Source organism: Sporacetigenium sp. TC11 (assembly GCF_058146105.1).
This window is the reverse complement of record NZ_JBYVNY010000001.1, coordinates 473,615-493,665: the sequence shown is the minus strand read 5'-3', so window position 1 is coordinate 493,665 and position 20,051 is coordinate 473,615. Positions and strand designations below refer to the sequence as shown.

15 protein-coding genes are annotated in these 20,051 nt (G+C 28.1%); 12 read left to right on the top strand and 3 right to left on the bottom strand.

Annotated elements, in window-relative coordinates:
• Positions 1-864: 864 nt before the first annotated feature.
• Positions 865-2,028: a Coenzyme F420 hydrogenase/dehydrogenase, beta subunit C-terminal domain gene (locus ACUSRV_RS02385; protein WP_490140310.1), complete on the top strand. Its 1,164-nt coding sequence runs from the start codon at positions 865-867 to the stop codon at positions 2,026-2,028.
• A gap of 922 nt (positions 2,029-2,950) precedes the next feature.
• Entirely contained in the window at positions 2,951-3,775 is an 825-nt protein-coding gene (locus ACUSRV_RS02380) for a DUF368 domain-containing protein (protein WP_490140309.1), read from the top strand.
• On the opposite strand, the gene ACUSRV_RS02375 is transcribed toward ACUSRV_RS02380, so the two are convergent.
• Both ACUSRV_RS02375 and ACUSRV_RS02370 read right to left on the bottom strand, forming a co-directional pair.
• Entirely contained in the window at positions 3,772-4,197 is a 426-nt protein-coding gene (locus ACUSRV_RS02375; RefSeq protein WP_490140308.1) for a hypothetical protein, read from the bottom strand. The genes ACUSRV_RS02380 and ACUSRV_RS02375 overlap by 4 nt on opposite strands.
• Positions 4,198-4,236: 39 nt before the next feature.
• Positions 4,237-4,779, bottom strand: a complete 543-nt coding sequence (locus ACUSRV_RS02370; RefSeq protein ID WP_490140307.1) for a VanZ family protein — start codon at positions 4,777-4,779, stop codon at positions 4,237-4,239.
• A gap of 188 nt (positions 4,780-4,967) precedes the next feature.
• Here ACUSRV_RS02370 and ACUSRV_RS02365 point away from each other — a divergent pair, with 188 nt between their 5' ends.
• The 3 genes from ACUSRV_RS02365 to ACUSRV_RS02355 all read left to right on the top strand — a co-directional run bounded on the left by ACUSRV_RS02365 (position 4,968) and on the right by ACUSRV_RS02355 (position 9,623).
• Positions 4,968-6,479, top strand: coding sequence for a fibronectin type III domain-containing protein (locus ACUSRV_RS02365; RefSeq protein ID WP_490140306.1), 1,512 nt, complete (start codon positions 4,968-4,970; stop codon positions 6,477-6,479).
• A gap of 171 nt (positions 6,480-6,650) precedes the next feature.
• The gene (locus ACUSRV_RS02360) at positions 6,651-6,989 is read left to right on the top strand and encodes a hypothetical protein (RefSeq protein ID WP_490140305.1); all 339 of its coding nucleotides are present in this window, start codon (positions 6,651-6,653) and stop codon (positions 6,987-6,989) included.
• Positions 6,990-7,007: 18 nt separating this feature from the next.
• Positions 7,008-9,623, top strand: a complete 2,616-nt coding sequence (locus ACUSRV_RS02355; protein ID WP_490140304.1) for a S8 family serine peptidase — start codon at positions 7,008-7,010, stop codon at positions 9,621-9,623.
• Positions 9,624-9,660: 37 nt separating this feature from the next.
• Here the strand turns inward: ACUSRV_RS02355 and ychF are convergent, their stop codons facing one another.
• A complete protein-coding gene (gene ychF / locus ACUSRV_RS02350) occupies positions 9,661-10,758 on the bottom strand; it encodes a redox-regulated ATPase YchF (protein WP_490140303.1) in 1,098 nt (365 codons plus the stop codon).
• A 190-nt stretch (positions 10,759-10,948) separates the two neighbouring features.
• Between ychF and ACUSRV_RS02345 the strand changes: the two genes are divergently transcribed.
• From ACUSRV_RS02345 to ACUSRV_RS02315, 7 genes are all read left to right on the top strand, one after another.
• Positions 10,949-11,992, top strand: a complete 1,044-nt coding sequence (locus ACUSRV_RS02345) for a CbiX/SirB N-terminal domain-containing protein (protein WP_490140302.1) — start codon at positions 10,949-10,951, stop codon at positions 11,990-11,992.
• A gap of 9 nt (positions 11,993-12,001) precedes the next feature.
• Complete coding sequence (gene yfmF / locus ACUSRV_RS02340) at positions 12,002-13,264, top strand: EF-P 5-aminopentanol modification-associated protein YfmF (RefSeq protein ID WP_490140301.1); 1,263 nt, start codon at positions 12,002-12,004, stop codon at positions 13,262-13,264.
• A 15-nt stretch (positions 13,265-13,279) separates the two neighbouring features.
• Entirely contained in the window at positions 13,280-14,566 is a 1,287-nt protein-coding gene (gene yfmH, locus ACUSRV_RS02335) for an EF-P 5-aminopentanol modification-associated protein YfmH (RefSeq protein WP_490140300.1), read from the top strand.
• 124 nt (positions 14,567-14,690) lie between these two features.
• Complete coding sequence (locus ACUSRV_RS02330; protein WP_490140299.1) at positions 14,691-16,010, top strand: Ig-like domain-containing protein; 1,320 nt, start codon at positions 14,691-14,693, stop codon at positions 16,008-16,010.
• A 97-nt stretch (positions 16,011-16,107) separates the two neighbouring features.
• Positions 16,108-17,091 (top strand): LCP family protein, encoded by a 984-nt coding sequence (locus tag ACUSRV_RS02325; protein ID WP_490140298.1) that lies wholly within the window; start codon positions 16,108-16,110, stop codon positions 17,089-17,091.
• A 149-nt stretch (positions 17,092-17,240) separates the two neighbouring features.
• Positions 17,241-18,479, top strand: a complete 1,239-nt coding sequence (locus ACUSRV_RS02320) for an Ig-like domain-containing protein (RefSeq protein ID WP_490140297.1) — start codon at positions 17,241-17,243, stop codon at positions 18,477-18,479.
• A 123-nt stretch (positions 18,480-18,602) separates the two neighbouring features.
• Entirely contained in the window at positions 18,603-20,051 is a 1,449-nt protein-coding gene (locus ACUSRV_RS02315; protein ID WP_490140296.1) for an S-layer homology domain-containing protein, read from the top strand.

Genomic DNA, 20,051 nt, shown 5'->3' with positions numbered 1-20,051 from the left:
ATAGAAAATACGAAAAACTATGCTTCTCAATATATATTAAGTAGGGTAAAAAGGCTTCTTATACCATTTATTACTTGATCAGCTTTTTATACATTGATACTGAAAATCTTTTCGAACGGAGATATAAATATTATTAAGCTATTAACCAAGCTTGTGCTAGGTCTATCTTCAGCACAGCTTTATTTTATATTAGTAATCATACAATTAACAATATTAACACCATTCTTAATAAGAATTATAACTCTTAAAGTAAAGGCAAAATATTTGTTTTTATTAACACCATTATATTTACTAGGTTTATACTCTTATGCAATAGTTTTTAAGGTGCAAATTCCTTTTTATCAGACATTTTTTCCAGCTTGGTTTATTTTTTACTATGCTGGTTTGTGGATTAAAATTAGGGTTTATACATCTATATTTAGTAGAAGACCGTTATTAAAGGCTATTGTAGCTATGATATTAGGGTTAACACTAAGTGTTTTTGAAGGCTATATATTATTGAGATTAGATTTTTCTGTTGGCTTTGCATATAGCTAGATAAAAATATCATCATTCTTTTATACATTTTCAATAATAAATATTCTATTTATTATTAAATCTATTTGGAAAAACAAATGAAATGTTAAGTGGTTAGAAAAAATCGGAAATCAATCTTATGGTATATACTATATTCATATGATATTTATTATAATTAGCAATAAAATATTATCTTCTATCGGTATTATAAGAGATGTATTACAACTATATCAATTTGTTCAAGTAGCTATAGTAATAATACTGAGTTGTTGTAGTATTTATTTAGCAAAAAAATAATTGGAGAAAAACTTTCTAAAGTATTTTTAGGGTTTTAATTTGGAGGTGAAAATGATGATAGATATAGAAATTAAAGAAAAAAAAGATTGTACTGGATGCTATGCTTGTAAAAATATATGCACTACAAATTGCATTTTTATGGAAATTGATAGTGAAGGTTTTTGGTATCCGAAAGTTGATTATAATAAATGTATAAAATGTGGTAAATGCATTAAAGTTTGTCCTATTATAAATAAAATAAGTGTTAGTAATAACCCTGTTGCATATTCTTGTATAAACAAAGATGAGTTCATTCGATTAGAAAGTTCTTCTGGTGGTATCTTTACTTTGATCGCAGAACATATAATAGACAGTAATGGAGCTGTTTTTGGGGCAGCTTTTGATGAAAAATTTGAAGTATTACACAGTTATGTAGAAGTAAAGAAAGAACTTGATAAACTTCGTGGATCAAAATATGTTCAAAGTAAGATTAATGATACGTACAAACAGGTTAATGACCTATTAAAACAAGGTAGACAGGTCTTATTTTCAGGAACACCATGTCAGATTAGTGGATTAAAATCTTATTTAGGACAATCATATAGTAATTTATTTTGTATTGATATTGTGTGCCATGGAGTACCATCTCCAAAGGTTTGGAAAAAGTATATATCTTATCAGGAAAATCGAGCGAGAGCAACAATTCGAAAAATCAATTTCAGACAAAAGAATGAAGGATGGAAACGATATTCTGTATTATTCTCATTTAAGAATGACACAGAATATATACAAAGCTTTAATAATGATTTGTATATGAAAGCATTTTTAACTGATATATGTCTTCGTCCTTCCTGTTATGATTGTAATTTTAAAACGTTACATAGGCAAAGTGATATCACACTTGCAGATTTTTGGGGAATCCAGAATGTATTGCCTGAAATGGATGATGATAAAGGAACATCACTTATTTTTATTAATAGTGCTAAAGGAAAATTTATGTTAGAGCAGATAAAGGATAAAATTCTATATAAGAAAGTTGATATAAATCAAGCTGTGTTATATAACTCAGCAGCCATAAAATCTGTTGAATACAATTCGAAAAGAGAGAAATTTTTAAATGAATTAAATCAATTTTCTTTTGAGGAATTGGTTAAGAAGTACTGCATGGATAGTATATTTATGAGAATAAAAAGAAAAGGAAAGTCTGTATTGCATATATTACTAAAAAACACATAAATATTTAATCTAGCAAAGAAATTATTAAAAATTAAAATAAATAACAATACTAATTGAGCTATTAGTTAAATGTAGTTATAAAATAAGGAAAATAAATACAGCTATAGAACTAAATAGTAAATAAATTATATTCTAATAAAGAGTTTATGTAAATAGGAGAAATGAAGGAATTATTTTTAAAAGAAATATTTAATGTTTTAATAATAGAGTTAGAAGTTTTTTCAACAAAATTTTTACTAATAATAGAAAGTAGAAGAAAAATTCTTCCAGGTATTTTACTTGAATCAATCATTGTTATATTACTAGTGTAAGTTTTATAGTTAATATTACTTTGGTATCTTTTATTTTATTTTGCTATTAAGCTAATATTTAATTATTTTAAGTAAATAAAATTATAAGTAAAACTCTAAATAATGGAGGAAAAATATAAAACTATAGTGTAGGAGAGTTGTTGCATTTGCAACTGTCTTAATATAGGGCACTAGAAGTGGAATTGGTAATCTCTAGTACCAAAATAAACTGATTCTAAGTACAGGAATAACAGCGGTTATTGTAAGAACATTAAAGCGTGTTTTTCTAAATTAGAATTCTTATATAGAAAGCTTTAATCACATATTAAGAAAGCATTCTTATTTCTTCATCTATTTTAATCATGATTTTGAGTAATAGTTTCAATGTAATTAGAGTATCTGAAGTCTCAAATCTAATTATGAATTTATTGAATTGATATTTATTTTTATATCGTATTAGGTGGAGTTCATTGGATATCTGCTTAAGGTAGGAATAATATTCAAAAAAAGCAATTATATTTAATATATTATTGGGAATTTTAATTCAATAGTCAATCGTTCAATGGTTAGAAAAATTAAATATATTGTAAATGGATTTATATTAAAAAGTTATATGAAATGAGTGAAATATAATGAATTTTTTATCAGATTTTATAAAAGGGATGGTAATTGGAATAGGAGCTGTTGCTCCTGGTGTAAGTGGAGGAACATTTGCTGTAATACTTGGAATATACAAGAAGCTTACAGATGCAATTGCAAATATCTTCAAGGATTTTAGAAAAAAGGTAATAATGCTTTTACCTCTAGGGCTTGGGGCTGGTATTGGAGTTATATTATTTAGCAAGATTATGAAATATCTATTTGAAAACTATAATACTGAGGTTAAGTATCTTTTTATTGGTCTTATGATAGGTACACTTCCTGCGGTTTTTAAGGAAGCTAACAGAAAGGGATTTAAAAAATCATATATTCTGCCTTGTATAATTACATTTGGAATAACAATATTATTTATAATATTAGAAAATGGTGTTATTAATATAATACATGAAGGAAAACCCGGACTAATTGAGCTTCTTACATATGGTGCAATTACGGGATTTGGGACTATAGTACCTGGAATTAGTTCTTCATTTATATTAATGTATATTGGGGCATATGAAGTTATGCTTGATGCTATTGTAGATTTTGATTTAATGTTACTTATACCTATAGGGGTAGGATTTGCACTAAGTATTTTGATATTTGCAAAGTTAATTAGTTTATTGTTTAAAAGGTTTTATGGGTATACATATTATGCTGTATTGGGATTTGTAATAGGATCGATAATTACTATATTCCCAGGGATAGAATTTAACTTAGAATATTTAATAGGGTTATTGCTTTGTGTTATAGGGTTCTATTTGTCTTTTGGCTTAAGCAAATATACAAAGGATGAAGAACAAGCCAATTATATCTAGTTTTGTAATAGGTTAATAGAGCCTAATTTTACTTCTTTTGCAAAATTGTATAAAGAAATAAGATCCATATAGGACATATTTGTATCTATATATGGTTTTATACTATTAAATATATTTATATAATCACTTGTAGAATAATTAGCTGTTTTATCTAAGTTAGATAAAACAGCTGTAGTTTTTTCTAAATCAATGTTTATGTAGTTTCCACAAGCTTTATTAGAATCTTTAATAATGTTGATATTTTCATTGGTTTTATCTATTTCTAAAGCAAAGGTTGTATTATTAGATAGGTTAACACTTATGGTTTCAATTTCAGATTTGTTGAGCTTATCAGCATAACTAGAATCTAAGCCTTTTAAAAGATATATAGATAGAAAGATAATAAAAAAAGGAAAAAATAAAATCAGTATAGTTTTTTTCATAATTCAGATCCTTTCATTAACAACATATAATTATTAGTTTTAGCTTTCTATATCACTAATTTTTGTATTCTTTAATATTAGATTTGAAAATAAGTTTAGTGAATAAGCAATAAAAGAACCGAAAGTACCACCTGATGTGTTAAGTAATACATCATCTATTTCACAAAATCTATAAGGAATAAATCCTTGTATAAATTCTATACTTAAGGTCATAGCTAGTGACAATAATAAAGCCTTTTTTACACTTTTAAGTTTGCAATAACTAAAAAATCCAAATGGAATAAATAACATAAAGTTGCCTACAGATTGATATAAAAAGTATTCTAATGAGTAATTGGTGTAAATATCAATAAGTACTTTAAATGGAATTAAGTTATATATTTCAAATTCTCTAAATCCTACACCAAGGTTTCTAGGAAGTATAGTTGCTGCTATTATAATTAGGGTAGAAATAAATAAAGAAAGGTTTAAAATTTCTTTTTTTGTATCTATGTAGTTTTTATTTTTATTTATAATAACTCTAAGCAATATATAAAGTAATATAAGTGAACTAATAATTAGTAGGTTAAATCTTAAGATCAAGTTGTTACCTCCATATATAATAGTTTTTGAAAGACTATAACATATGGATTATTGACAAATAAATTAAATATAAACATAGATAAATATAAGGCGTAGCGAAGATTTTAGGTTTAGTAATGTTATATTTAGACATAGTTAAACTAGAAGTAGTATAAAGTAATATTAAAATAATATAAAGGAGAATTGATATGAGGGATAAAAAAAGTATTAAAATTATACTGACTATTATAATTTTTGTTGGAACTATATTTTTTGCTCCAATAGAAGCTAAAGCAGAGGGTTATACAAGTATTAAGGCAGCTGTAGTAAATAAGGTATCTGTACCATCATCAGTAAAAGCAGTATCATCATCGTATAATAGTATTAAAACAAGCTGGGGAGCAGTAACGGGGGCAAATGGATATCAGGTTTATAGGGCAACATCTAGTACAGGAACTTATACTTTAGTATCAACAACTACTGCAACAAGCTATAATAACACTGGACTTACAACAAATAGTACATATTACTATAAAGTTAGAGCATATAAAAATTCTGGAACTTCAAAAGTATACAGTAGTTTTTCATCAGTAGTAAGTTCAAAACCAGTACCATCTGTACCATCATCAGTAAAAGCAGTATCATCATCATATACAAGTATTAAAACAAGTTGGGCAGCAGTAACTGGAGCAAATGGATATGAGGTTTATAGAGCGACATCTAGTACAGGAACTTATACCTTAGTAACAACAACTACTTCAACAAGTTACAATAACACTGGACTTAAAACAAATAGTGCATATTACTATAAAGTTAGAGCATATAGAATGGTTGGAAAAGTAAAAATATATAGTGGTTTTTCATCAGTAGTAAGTTCAAAATCGATAACACCTGTACCAACATCAGTAAACGCAGCATCAGCATCATCAACAGTACAAAAACGTATTAGTGTAAGATGGGATCAAGTAACTGGAGCAGGTGGATATGAGATTTATAGAGCAACATCTAGTACAGGAGTATATACTTTAAAATTGACAACTGATTCAGGACATGAAACACTTTATGAAGATATTGATGTTAAAGAATATAGTACATATTACTATAAGGTTAGGGCATTTACTAGGGTTGGAGATGTAAAATTATACAGTAACTTTTCACCAGTAGTAAGTTCAAAAACAGAAATAACTGTACCAGAATCAGTTAATCTAGTTTCATCATCAAGTAATAGTAATGTTAAGGCTAATATAAAATGGGAGCCATCAATAGGAGCAAGTGGATATGAAGTGTATAGGTTTTCATTCAGTACAGGAACCTATAGCTTAATAGCAACAACTACTTCAACAAGTTACAATGATACTGGACTTAAAATAAATAGTACATATGGCTATAAAGTTAGAGCATACCAAACAGTTGGAACTACAAAAATGTATAGTGATTTTTCGCGTGAATCAACACTAAAAACCCCTAAACATGCTAATGCATTATTTAGGAAAAATGAGGGCGAATATATGGTTGTTCGTACAGATGATCCTTTTCAGGGGCTGCCTGATTTTAGTAGTGATTTAGAAATTTATATAGAGAATTCAAAGGTTTATATTTCATTTTATAATGGAGGTAGCACTTCAACTAACTATTTTAATCTTAATGTAGAAATTGATGTAATGGTACAAGATACAGGAGAGATTCTTTACCACAAAGATAAAACAGGTTTTTTAAAGTAACTGAGAAATTTTATTCATGAAGAATACAAAGAACCTCTAACTTAATTTGTTAATGTTAGAGGTTTTTGTATGCAAAAACAAATAAAAATTGATATAAGATTAATTGGGGATATAACTTTTATTTATATAATGCTATTATATAAATAAAAGTTATAGAGAAAGGGGTTTATCTTGAAAAAGATATTTTATTTTATTTTTATTATTATAGTGATTTTATCTATATACATAATTAATAATAACTTAAATAGTTCATCACAAGGGAAAACAGTGAATTTAATAGTATCTACAAAGAATGTAAAAAGTGAAGATGATATTTATAAATTAATTTTTGATAAATTAAAAACTATAGATTCAAAGGTAGATGTTAAAGTTAAGAAGATTGAGAGCGATACATTTACTGTAGATATAAATACAAAGTTAAATGAAGATAAAGTTATAGATAAGTTATCTAATGTTAAAGATTTTAAATATGTTCAAGTTAACTATGACTTGAAAGCTAAATCAAAATAGGAATTCGGGGGAATTATTATGAGCAATTATTTTAAGAAATTAATTAGTGTATTTATGGTATTTGTATTTGTTTTTATTCAGTCATCTATATCATTATCAAAGATATATGGAGAAGAAAGTAATAACACTTATGAAGATCCTAGTAATGCATTAAACATTGAAATAGGAGATAGTATAGATCAAGATGTAATTGATGGACAAACTTTATGGTTTAAATTTAATCCTAATTTTTACATTGGGAAGCAGACTCATATAAGTTTTGAAGTTACAGGGGTTAATAATGAGATAACTTTTTATAGTAACTATAATAATGCTATCGATAATAAAACAAATAAAGAATATGTAAATAAAAACGATTTAATTGATATTCCAATTGCTTGGGAGGGAACTTATTATATAAAGGTAAATTTACATGGTAACGGAAATATTAATATAAAATCTTCTGTATCTAATAGAGAACCTTCATTGCCAGATTATTCGGATAGCTTTTGCACAGCTGAAGCCTTAGCAACATCTAATACTAGTATAAGAAGTTTGCTTCCAACATTAAGAAAGTTTAGAGACAATGTATTAAGTAACAGTGATACAGGTAGGCATATTACTAAGCTGTATTATGAAACTTCCTTAGAAATTAGTGGAGATATATTATTTAATAGTAAGCTTAGAAGTAGTTTATCTAAAGATATAAATAATATCTCTGGTCTTATGGGTGAACTTAAAAATATATCTGATGATAAAGATAGTAAATATATATTGTCAAGTAATGACTATAATTCACTTTTAGAAATTAAGAACTTAATTACTTCTAATGTAGATGAAGAAGTTAAAATTAAAATTGATAAAATGTGGGATGAGCTTGATATTGAAAATATGGTGGGAAAAGATTTAGATACTATACTTAATATTTATGGACTTGATTCTAATAAATTTTATAATAACGAAGTTATTGTAACTGATAAAACTGTATCTAATATAAATGATATGGAAGAAAAAGTTGAAGATGTATTAGATGAAAAAGGATTAAATACTGATGTTTCAATAGAAGAAGCTGAAAATTCAAAGGTCAACCTAGACGATACATATATAATAAAATTTGATGATCTAAATGTAACTCCTGATTTATTAAAATCTATAAAGAATATAGAAGGATTTAAAAATACTTCTCAAAACTATGAGACTTATTCTTTGGATAACGATATTTCATATGAAAAGCAATGGAATCTTGAAAATAAAGGTCAACAAATACCTTACAAGACATCAAATGGTGAAGAATATGTAGTTGGTACTAAAGGATCAGATATAAATTATATTAATATGAAAAAGTTGCTTAATGGGAAGAATATGCCTAAAACAAGTGTTGCGGTAATTGATACAGGAATAAATTATGAACTAGCTGATTTTTCTGGTGTAGTAGATTATAAAAATGGATATGACTTCATAAATGAAGATAATGATGCTATGGATGACAATGACCATGGTACTCATGTGGCTGGTATAATAGGAGCAAGAAATAACAATGGGTACTCTATTAGTGGTATAAATTCTAATACTACAATACTTCCGATAAAGGCTTTAGATGAAAACGGTGGAGGATCTACTGAAAAATTAGGACTTGCAATAGAGTATGCCGTTAACAAAGGTGCAAAGGTTATTAACTTAAGTCTTGGAATAAGAAAAGAAGATGGATCTCCAGTTCTTCCTAGTGAGGTTCCATTTATTGAAGAAAAATTAAAATATGCTAAAGATAAAGGAGTTACAGTAGTTGTTGCAGCAGGTAATGAAGAGATGGATAATTTATCGTATCCAGCTAATTCATCTTATGTTATAAGTGTTGGAGCAACAAATAATAAAGATAATCTTGCAAATTTCTCAAACTACGGTAAAGGACTAGATATAGTAGCTCCAGGTGTTTCTATACCTAGTTTAATTGCAAACGGAGAAACAGCATATTTAAGTGGAACATCAATGTCTGCTCCACATGTAACTGCTGTAGCAGGTTTGATATACTCAATAAATAAATCAGTTACACCCGATAAGGTTAGAGATATTTTGCATAAAAGTTCAAAGGATTTAGGCACTAAGGGATATGATACTAAATTTGGATATGGAAGATTGGATACAGAAAAGGTTGTAGCGTTATTAATACCTAAGGTAACTAAAGTTACATTGCCATCTTCAAAGACAGTAATTTTGGGGAAATCTATAAAATTAAATGCAACGATACTGCCAAGTAATGCAACAAACAAAACTCTTAAATGGACTAGTTCTAACTCAAAAATTGCTATAGTTGATAAATACGGAAGTGTATCTAGTAAAGGTGTAGGAAAAGTTGTTATTAAAGCAGAAAGTATAGATGGAAGTAAAAAATATTCTTCATGTAATATTAATGTAATTAAGGATATTATAGTTAGCAAGGTGACAAATAAATCAAGCTATATTACTGGAACTTCTCAGTCAGACACTAATATTGAAATCAAAGTAAAAGAAAAGGTTATTGGTAAAGCTAAATCAAGTAGTACAGGATCATTTAACATTAAAATACCAACACAAAGATTATGGACAAAAATATCAGTAGTAGTAAAAGATTCAAATGGAAAGGTAATTAAAACTAAGATTGTTACTGTAGTTAGATAAAAATACGGGGGCGTGAAACACGCCCCCGTGTATTTTTTTATACATTAAATCTAAATAATATAACGTCTCCGTCTTTAACTATATATTCTTTTCCTTCTAGTCTTACTAGTCCTTTTTCTTTTGCTGCATTCATTGTTCCGTGGTTAACTAAGTCATTAAATGCTATAGTTTCTGCTCTTATGAATCCTCTTTCTATATCAGAGTGGATCTTTCCACCAGCTTGTGGAGCTTTAGTTCCCATTTTTATAGTCCATGCTCTTACTTCTTTTGGTCCTGCTGTTAAGAATGACATAAGACCTAGTAATGCATATGAAGACTTTATAAGTTTATCAAGTCCTGATTGTGCTAGTCCTAGTGTTTCTAAGAATTCTTTCTTTTCTTCATCTGTTTCAAGTTCTGCTATTTCTGCTTCTATTTGTGCAGATACAACAACAACCTGTGCTTCTTCTGTAGCTGCGAATTCTCTTACTCTTTGAACGTATGGATTGTCTTCACCTTCGTTTGCAAGATCTTCTTCTGCAACGTTAGTAACATATATAACTGGTTTTGAAGTAAGTAGAGTTAACTGATTAACAAAATTTGTTTCATCTTCTGTAAACTCCATAGTTCTTACAGATTTTCCGTCTTCAAGTGTAGTCATTATTCTATTAAGTATATCAAGCTCTCCCTGAAGTGACTTATCAGATTTAGCACCTTTTTGAGTTTTTTGTATTCTTCTTTCTAATATTTCTATATCAGAGAATATTAACTCTAAGTTTATTGTTTCTATATCTCTAAGTGGATCTACAGAACCGTCAACGTGTACTACGTTTTCATCTTCAAAACATCTAACAACGTGAACTATAGAGTCAACTTCTCTTATGTGAGATAAGAACTTGTTTCCTAATCCTTCTCCTTTAGATGCTCCTCTAACTAAACCTGCTATATCGCAAAATTCTATAGCTGTTGGAACTACTTTCTCAGAGTTGTATAGTTCTTTAAGCTTGTCTAATCTTTCATCTGGAACTGCTACAACACCTACGTTTGGGTCTATCGTACAAAATGGGTAGTTGGCTGATTCTGCTCCAGCTTGTGTTATTGCATTAAATAGTGTACTTTTACCAACGTTAGGTAATCCTACTATACCTAATTTCATAATTTTATCTTCCTTTCATATATATAATATTGTTGTAATATCGTACTAATTTATCTTAAATAGACATACCTATTAATTATACATTATATATAAATAGTGTGCAAATTTTATGTAGTTGGAGGTGATTTTTATATTTAAAAAGATATTACTAGGCTTATGTTTATGTTCTATTTTTATTTTCCGAGGCGTTTTGGAAAATACATTTATAATTATATTTACTTTAGCTATGTATAAGTACATTAAGGATAAAGATACTAAAAATATTGTAGTTTGTTTTATTATTGCTTATTTTATATTAAATATAACTATTACTGGTTTTATGAGGGATAGAATAGACATAGGTAATGTAGAAACTGATTATGATGAGCCTAAGGATGGTACTGCTGTAGTTCTTTTGTTTGAAGGTGAAGACAATACTTATCATTTAAAGGAAAGAGCAAGTGAGATATATCAAACTACTGGATATAGTTCATATTTTGATATGATAGTTAGACTAAATAAGTATAAAAAGGTTTATGAAAGTTTGGGTTCAAGTAATTTTAAAGATACAAGTTATCAAATATCAGATGGACTCCGAAATAAACTTGGTGGGGATTATATAGTTATAAATAGTTATTTATATACTAAGCCATATTTTGAAAATACTTTAGAAGATCTTGTAAGTAAAGGATATAAGAATATTGTTATATGTCCTATGTTTATAACTGAAGGAACTGATTATAAGGTATACAAAAATAGGTTAAATAAATTGCAGCTTGCAAGGTATGAGGTAGATATTGAGACTACAGATGTTTTTTATAAGTCTAATACTTTGGCAAGGGGATATAAAGATGAGGTATTAAAAAATATAAGAGATAAAGATGCAGAAGTTGGAGTTTTGTTAGTTGGCCTTAATAACGAAAATGAACTAGAACAAGACGTACTTTTTAGAGAAAAGATAAAAGAATACATATTAAATGAAAAAAAAGATAATATTCAAATAAAGTTACCTCTTTTAGAAAATAATAAAAAGGATATAATAAAATCAGGAGAAGAATTGTTAGAATATGGAATTGATGCTTTGTATTTGGTTATGCCAACATCTACAATAGAAACTTCGTATATTAGGTATTTGGCTGAACATGTTCTGCAAGAACTCAATACTAGTTCTACTAAGTTTTATTACATAGGGCCTTTAAATGAGGTACACATTATAATTGAAGAATTATATACTAAAATAACTTTATTAAAGTAGGAGGTAAATATGAATAGTGTTGAAAGAATAAATTTAGGTGAAGGTTTGAACCTAACTTTAGTAAACACTGATAAATTCAAAACTAATGTTGTCAGTGTTTATGTTCAAAGAGTTTTAGATAAAGATGAAGTTAGTAAAAATGCATTACTTCCTAATGTTATAACTAGTGGTAGTAAAAACTATCCAAGTTCAAGGGAGATATCTAATAAGTCAGATAGTTTATATGGTTCATCTCTTTATAGTGATATATCTAAAAGAGGTGAAAGACAAATACTTATGTTCAAGCTTATAACTACTAATGAAAAGTATTTAGATGAACCTATATTTGAAGAAGCTATAGATTTCTTAAATGAGGTTATAAACAATCCATTAGTAGAAAATGGTGGATTTAAGAAAGAGTATTTTGAACTTGAGAAAACAAACTTAAAAGATAGAATAAAAAGTAGAATAAACGATAAAGGCAGATATGCACTTGAGAGATGTTTTGAAGAAATGTGCAAAAATGAAAGATTTAGTTTGTATGAATATGGTTATGAAGAAGATTTAGATAATATTGACCCAGTAGAATTATATAATCACTATAAAGATATACTTAAGTCTTCGCCTATAGATATAGTTGTAGCTGGTGAATTTGACAAAGATAAAATAGTAAATACTATAAAAAGCAAATTCAACTTTGAAAGAGGAAATATAAAAGAAGTTCCTAAAGAAGATATAGGCAAGAATGTAAATGCTGTAAAAAATATTGTAGATAAAATGGATGTAACTCAAGGAAAGCTTGCTATGGGTTATAGAACACATATAGATTTCGAAGATGCAGATAATTATTATCCACTTATGGTGTATTCAAGTATATTGGGTGGAGGACCTCACTCTAAGTTGTTCTTAAATGTTAGAGAAAAGGAAAGCTTATGTTATTATGTTTATTCGGCTATAGAAAAGTACAAAGGTATTATGTATATAGCTTCAGGTGTTGAATTTGACAAATATGATAAAACTATTTCTGTAATACAAGATCAATTAAAGACTATACAAGATGGAAAGATAAGTGATGAGGAAATAAGAAACAGTAAAAATTCAATGATAAACTCTCTAAGATCTGTTGCTGATAGTGTAGGCGGATTGGGAGATTTTTATTTCGCTCAATCTATAGGAAAATCTAATGAGACATTGGAAACTATGATAGAAAAAATAGAAAAGGTTAAAATAGATGACGTTGTTAGGGTTTCAAAAAATATAGAATTAGACACTGTTTATTTCTTAAGAAACTAATACGGGAGGTTAAGTATGGAGAAGATAGTAAACGATATACTTAAAGAAGAAGTATATTATGAAAAATTAGATAATGGCCTTGATGTTTACTTTATGCCTAAAAAAGGATTTACTAAAAAATATGCTATGTTTGCAACAAATTACGGATCAAATGAGCTTGAGTTTGTACCACTTGGAGAAAATGAAAAGTTTAGAGTTAATGAAGGTATAGCCCACTTCTTAGAACATAAAATGTTTGAACAGCCTGGAGGTGGAAATGCATTTGATAGATTTAGTGAACTTGGAGCTAGTGCAAATGCATTTACTAACTTTACAGCAACAGCATATTTGTTTTCTGCTACACAAAACTTCTATGAATCATTAGAACATTTAATAGATTATGTTCAAACACCATATTTTACAGAAGAGAACGTTGAAAAGGAAAAGGGTATAATATCACAGGAAATAAATATGTACGATGATGATCCTGATTGGAAGGTTTATTTTAATACATTAAGAGCTATGTATGTAAACCACCCAGTTAGAATTGATATAGCAGGAACTGTTGAGAGTATCAACAAAATAACCCATGAAGAACTATATAAATGCTATAATACATTTTATCACCCGGGAAATATGGTGTTATTTGTAGTAGGAGATTTGGAATACGACAAAGTTATGGATGTTGTGAGAAAAACTGTTAAAAATGGCGAAGAAAAAATGACACATGAGATAAAAAGGTTCTATCCAGAAGAGCCAAAGAAGATAAATCAAAAAGAAATAGTAGATCATTTCCCAATATCTATACCTATGTTTAATATAGGATACAAAGATATAAACGTAGGAATGAAGGGAAAAGAGTTACTTAAAAAAGAATTAGCTACTGAAATACTTTTAGATATGTTGTTTAAAAGAGGTAGTGAGCTATATGAAAAGATGTATTTAGATGGTACTATAAATGAAAACTTTGGAGCTGGATACACTTCTCAAATAGATTATGCTCATACTTTAATAGGTGGAGAGTCAAAAGATCCACATAAGGTTAGGGACACTATAACAGAGTATATAGAAAAATACAAAAAAGAAGGATTAAAGCAAGAAGATTTTGATAGAATAAAGAAAAAGAAAATAGGTAACTTTTTAAAGTACTTCGATTCTGTTGAGTTTATAGCTAACAACTTTGTATCTTATAAGTTTAAGGAAATAAATTTAATAGATTATTTAGAAGGATTAAAAGAAGTAAAATTTGAAGAAGTTGAAGCTAGACTTAAGGAGCATTTCAATGAAGAATTTGCTGTAATGTCTATAGTGCAACCTAAATAAAAGGTGGAGCCTAATGGCTCCATTTTTATTTGCAAGAAAATAATAAAAATATTAAATTTTTAGAAGGAAAAACAATATAATTGTCGAATAGTTAGTTTTATGACAAAGTAAAGGGGATGAATAAATGGAATTATACAAAAATATGTCAAAATTTATAGCTAAAATATTAGTAGCTGCATTATTAATTCTAAACTTTAATGGAATTATATCTTATGCAAATGAAAGTAGTGTAACTCCAACTTTAACAAACTTAGAAGTAAGTTCAAAAGAAGTTAAAATAGGAGATAAATTAAAAGTAAGTGCGAATATAGCTGATAATGGCACAGAAATATATGGAGTTATGGTACTTTTTGTGAAAAGTCCTGATGATATGCCAGAAATAGCTTTATTAACTTATAATACAATAACTGGTAAATATCAAGGAAAAATAAATATTATGGAACCATATCAAGCAGGTGATTGGCATCCAGCAATAGTTGATATTGTGTATGATACGCCTAGCACAAGTGATAATCAGTTATTTATGTATGACAAAAATCTTATTTCAGATGAAGAAATAAAAATGTTTACGGACATATATGAAGATTTTGGAGCTGAATTAGGTGCAGGTGAAATTAAAACTGTTGCAACAGATGGATGGCCAAATGCAAGTTATAATTTCCCAAAGACAGATAATACACCACCTGTATCTCCAACTGTGTATAGTGTATCAGATAAATCAGATACAGTAAAAGGAAAATCAGAGCCTAATGCTCAAATATCAATTATGTTAGATGGAGAAGAAATAGGATATGATTTTGCAGATGAAAACGGTAATTTTGAGGTATCCTTATATACTTATAATGAAGAATATGAAGAAGAAACATTAGTTCTTAAAGCTGGTACACAAATAAAAGTAATTGCAACAGATGAGTGGGAAAATGAAAGTGAAGCAACTATAGTAAAAGTATTAGATAAAACACCACCAACATTAAGTGTAAATGCAATAGATGATAAAGATAAAGTATTAAGTGGAAAAACAGAAGTAGGATCAGTAGTAAGTGTTAAAATAGGAAAAACAACATATAAAGCAACTGTAGATAGCAAGGGTAATTTTAAATCAGTTGCAATACCAGTTCAAAAATCAGGAACAAGTATAACTGTATATTCTAAGGATAAAGCAGGGAATACGACTACAAAAACAGTAAAAGTAATAGATAAAACAGCACCAAAGACACCAATTATATATAAGACAACAACTAAATCTACATGGATAAAAGGTAAAGCTGAAGCAAATTCAACTGTGTATATAAAAGTTGGAAGTAAAACTCATAAAGTAACTGCAACTCCAGAAGGTAGATATGGTCTAAAAATATCTAAGCAAAAGAAACGCACAGGGATAACTGTATATGCTGTAGATAAAGCAGGTAATAAGAGTAATAAGGCAAGTATAAAAGTTAAATAATAATTAAATAAAAATGGAGCCATTGGCTCCATTTTTATTGTATATATAGTTAGAATTGGGTTATAATTAGTATTGAAATATGCAAAGGGGTGAAGTTTTGTCAAAATTTACTAAAACAATAATAGGATTAGTAGTTGGGTTAGTTTTAATAGCTGCAATAGGATTTGGTTATGTATATTCTAAGTTAAATTCTATATATGTAAAAGATGATGTAAAGCAAAGTGAAACTAAAACTGATGAAGAAAAGTACACAAATGTTAAGGGAATAACTAATATATTACTTATAGGAAAAGATGCTAGAAATCTTACAGAAAAAAGTAGATCTGATAGCATGATGATACTTACTATAGATAATGTTAATAAAGATTTGAAACTAACTTCTTTAGCTAGAGATACCTTAGCAAGCATACCTGGTCGTGGAGATGAGAAATTGACTCATGCTTATGCCTATGGAGAAGAAGAATTACTGTTACAAACTGTTGAGGAAAACTTCGATGTAAATATTGATTATTATGTAACTGTAAACTTTTTTAGCTTAATGAATATTATTGAAACTATAGGTGGAGTAGAGGTAAATGTAGAAGCTCATGAATTAAAGATATTAAACGATGCTATACCTTCACATCATGAAATGTATTATAAAAATAGAGATGATAAAAAGCCTGTAGAACTTATAGATAGTACAGGGGTACATAATTTAAATGGATATCAAGCTCTTGCTTATTCTAGAATAAGATATAGTGATAGTGCTTATGCAAGGGATGAAAGACAAAGAGAGGTTGTACAAGCAATAGCTAATAAGTTATCATCTACTTCATTAACTAAGTATCCTGAAGTAATGAATGATTTATTGCCTTATGTTAACACAAATGCAAAACCTGCTGATATTGCAAATTTAGCTTTTACTTCATATAAAATAGGAGTTTCTAATATTAAACAAATGGAATTCCCAGTTGAAGAATATAGAAATGGTAAAAATATGGGTAGTAAAGGTTGGGTAATAGAGTGGGATAAGGAAAAAAACATAAATATATTACATGATTTTATGTTTAAAAATGTAGAATATAAGGCTGCCGAATAATTCAGCAGCCTTTTTGTTGTTATTTGTCAATAATATGATATAATTGCGATAAGTTATATCAAGGATTTAAGGGAATTTAATAGAATTATAATATTAAATAAGTATTAAAATCTAATCATTTTATGTTTAGTAATATAGGGGGTAAAAATATGATAAAAAGAAAGAGTTTAGCAATTATTATGGCTATATCCATAATTTTTTCTTCAAACTTTATGTCATTTGCACAAGGGGAAGAAACACCAGTAGATGTTATTAGTGAAACAGAAACTACAGAAGTTTTAGATGAGATAGCTCCAGTTATTGAAATATTAAATCCAATAGGAGACAATAATACAAAGGTAAGTGGAAAAACTGAGAGAGGTATGTATATTACAATTCAAGTAGGTGCAAATGAATATAAAGGTATGTCAGATGTAAACGGGCGTTTTAATATAGACATAAAAAACAAATTAGTTGCAGGAACAAAGGTAAAAGTAATAGTTAGGGATAATGCTGGAAACATCACAACTAAAGATATGATAGTAGTAGATAAAACAGCTCCAGTTATACAAGTAGTAAATCCAATAAACTATAGCCATACAAGGGTAAGTGGAAAAAGTGAGCCAGGTATAAATGTTATTGTTAAAATAGGTCAAGTTGAATATAAAGGAATTACAGACATAAATGGACGTTTTAATATAGATATAAAAAGTAAAAGAACACCAGGAACTAAGATAAGAGTAAGTCTTAAAGATAAAGCTGGAAATATTTCATATAAGGATATGACAGTAATAGGCAGGATAGATACAAGAAAAGCTAATAGAAATATATATTTAACTTCAGGAAGAACAAGAGTAACTATACCTAAAGGAACAAGTCTTACAGTACAAAATTCAGTAGGTGATAGATGCTTAGTTACATACAAAGGTGTGACAGGATATGTTAATAGTAGATACTTACAAAGTGGATTAGACTATTCTAAATTTAATACAAATATAGATGCTTTTATGAATGAGAATTACATAAAAAGTGATACTAAGTATGCAGTAGTAACATCATTACAGAAAAAAGAAACTTATGTATTCCAAGGTAGTGAAGGAAATTGGAAGAGAATAAAAACTTGGAAATGTACTATAGGAAAGCCATCTACTCCAACTATATATGGAGAGTATGAAGTTGGTGGTAAAGGGAAAAGTTTTGGTCAAGATAAAGGGTTTCAAGCTAAATGGTATACTCAAATATCAGGAAATTACTTATATCACTCTATACTATACAATAAGTCCGGAACTCGTGTTACAGATGGTAGACTAGGTGGAGCTTATAGTCATGGATGTATAAGACTTGCTACAGAAAATGCTAAGTGGATATATGATAATGCATCTAGAGACACTAAGGTAATAATAAAATAAAATATTTAATTATTATGATAAGAGATTGTTTTTCAATCTCTTATTTTTATTCAAATTTCTACATTATATAGTATAATATATATAAAATGTGGGAGATAAGAAAGCAACTAATAGGGGGTCTTTATGAGAAAACTTGATTTTAGAAAAATTTTAAGTCTAATACTTTTGTTATTATTAGCAGTTAATACCTTGGCATTTAATGTTAATAAGGTTTATGCTAACTCTAACGTTAATACGAAATCTACCTTAGCTAATCAAGAAACTACCGAAACTTATACAAATATAAAAACATTTGAAACTCTCAATTCTATAGCGAGTTTTACAACGATTAAAGATGCAAGTAATTATATGCGTCAACAAATGGTTAAAAGAGCTAATGTGATTACATTCGATGTAAGTACGAGTTATTACGATGGAATTGCTAGTGATGTTTTTAACCTAGCTATTGAAGATAGAGATGGATATAGTTCAAGTGAAGGAGACTATTTGTTAGCTCATTTTAGTAGCTATGACTGTAATATATACGGTGATTCTAATAAGATTACATTAACTTATACAATGAACTATTTAACTACATATGAACAAGAACTAAAAGTTAATGCTGAAGTAAAAACTGTATTAGATAGATTAAATGTGTATAATGCAGATGAATATACAAAAATTAAAGCAGTTCACGATTATATAGTTAACAATATTAATTATGATTATAGTTTAAGTAATTATTCAGCGTATAATGCAATTATTGATAAAAGTGTTGTTTGTCAGGGGTTTGCATCTTTAACATATAAAATGTTAAAAGAATTAGATATAGAAGTACGTTATATTACTGGAATAGGAAATGGGGAAAGACATGGGTGGAATATCGTAAATATTGGAGGAACATGGTACAATATTGACAATACATGGGATCAAAATAATTCTACTTATAACAATACAAGCTATGAATTTTTCTTAAAAAATACGGCTGATTTTTATGATCACATAAGAGATGCAGAATACAATACAAGCTCATTTAATGCAAGTTATCCAATTGCTAAAGATTCTTATGTTCTCAATCAACTTAACGATATAATAAATCACTGGGCTAAAGAAAGCATAGAATTATTTATATCTAAAGGATATGTAGGTGGATATGCTGATGGAACATTTAGACCAAATAATTCAATAACTAGAGCTGAGTTTGTAACAATATTTAATAAAGTATTTGGATTAACTACTTCAACTGGAAAGGTATTTAGCGATACTACAAATCATTGGGCTAAAAATGAAATAGATATAGCTGTAAGCAATGGGGTATGTAATGGGAAGTCAGCGACAGAATTTAAGCCAAATGATCCAATAACAAGGGAAGAAGCATCTGTAATGATAGCTAACTATAAAAAATTATCAGATGAAAACTATGATAAAATAAATAATTATATTGATAATAATCAGGTATCTAGTTGGGCTAAGAGTTCAGTAGAAGGCATGATAGAAAATGGGTATATGGGCGGATATAGTGATGGGACATTTAGACCAAAAGGAAAAATAACAAGAGCAGAAGCAGTAGTGACTTTAAGTAGAGTAAAATAG

Excerpts from the sequence above, each read along its gene's own strand:
- ACUSRV_RS02385 (WP_490140310.1), top strand. The coding sequence starts at position 865 with ATGATGATAGATATAGAAATTAAAGAAAAAAAAGATTGTACTGGATGC.
- ACUSRV_RS02380 (WP_490140309.1), top strand. The coding sequence starts at position 2,951 with ATGAATTTTTTATCAGATTTTATAAAAGGGATGGTAATTGGAATAGGA.
- ACUSRV_RS02375 (WP_490140308.1), bottom strand. The coding sequence starts at position 4,197 with ATGAAAAAAACTATACTGATTTTATTTTTTCCTTTTTTTATTATCTTT.
- ACUSRV_RS02365 (WP_490140306.1), top strand. The coding sequence starts at position 4,968 with ATGAGGGATAAAAAAAGTATTAAAATTATACTGACTATTATAATTTTT.
- ACUSRV_RS02355 (WP_490140304.1), top strand. The coding sequence starts at position 7,008 with ATGAGCAATTATTTTAAGAAATTAATTAGTGTATTTATGGTATTTGTA.
- ychF (WP_490140303.1), bottom strand. The coding sequence starts at position 10,758 with ATGAAATTAGGTATAGTAGGATTACCTAACGTTGGTAAAAGTACACTA.
- yfmF (WP_490140301.1), top strand. The coding sequence starts at position 12,002 with ATGAATAGTGTTGAAAGAATAAATTTAGGTGAAGGTTTGAACCTAACT.
- yfmH (WP_490140300.1), top strand. The coding sequence starts at position 13,280 with ATGGAGAAGATAGTAAACGATATACTTAAAGAAGAAGTATATTATGAA.
- ACUSRV_RS02330 (WP_490140299.1), top strand. The coding sequence starts at position 14,691 with ATGGAATTATACAAAAATATGTCAAAATTTATAGCTAAAATATTAGTA.
- ACUSRV_RS02320 (WP_490140297.1), top strand. The coding sequence starts at position 17,241 with ATGATAAAAAGAAAGAGTTTAGCAATTATTATGGCTATATCCATAATT.
- ACUSRV_RS02315 (WP_490140296.1), top strand. The coding sequence starts at position 18,603 with ATGAGAAAACTTGATTTTAGAAAAATTTTAAGTCTAATACTTTTGTTA.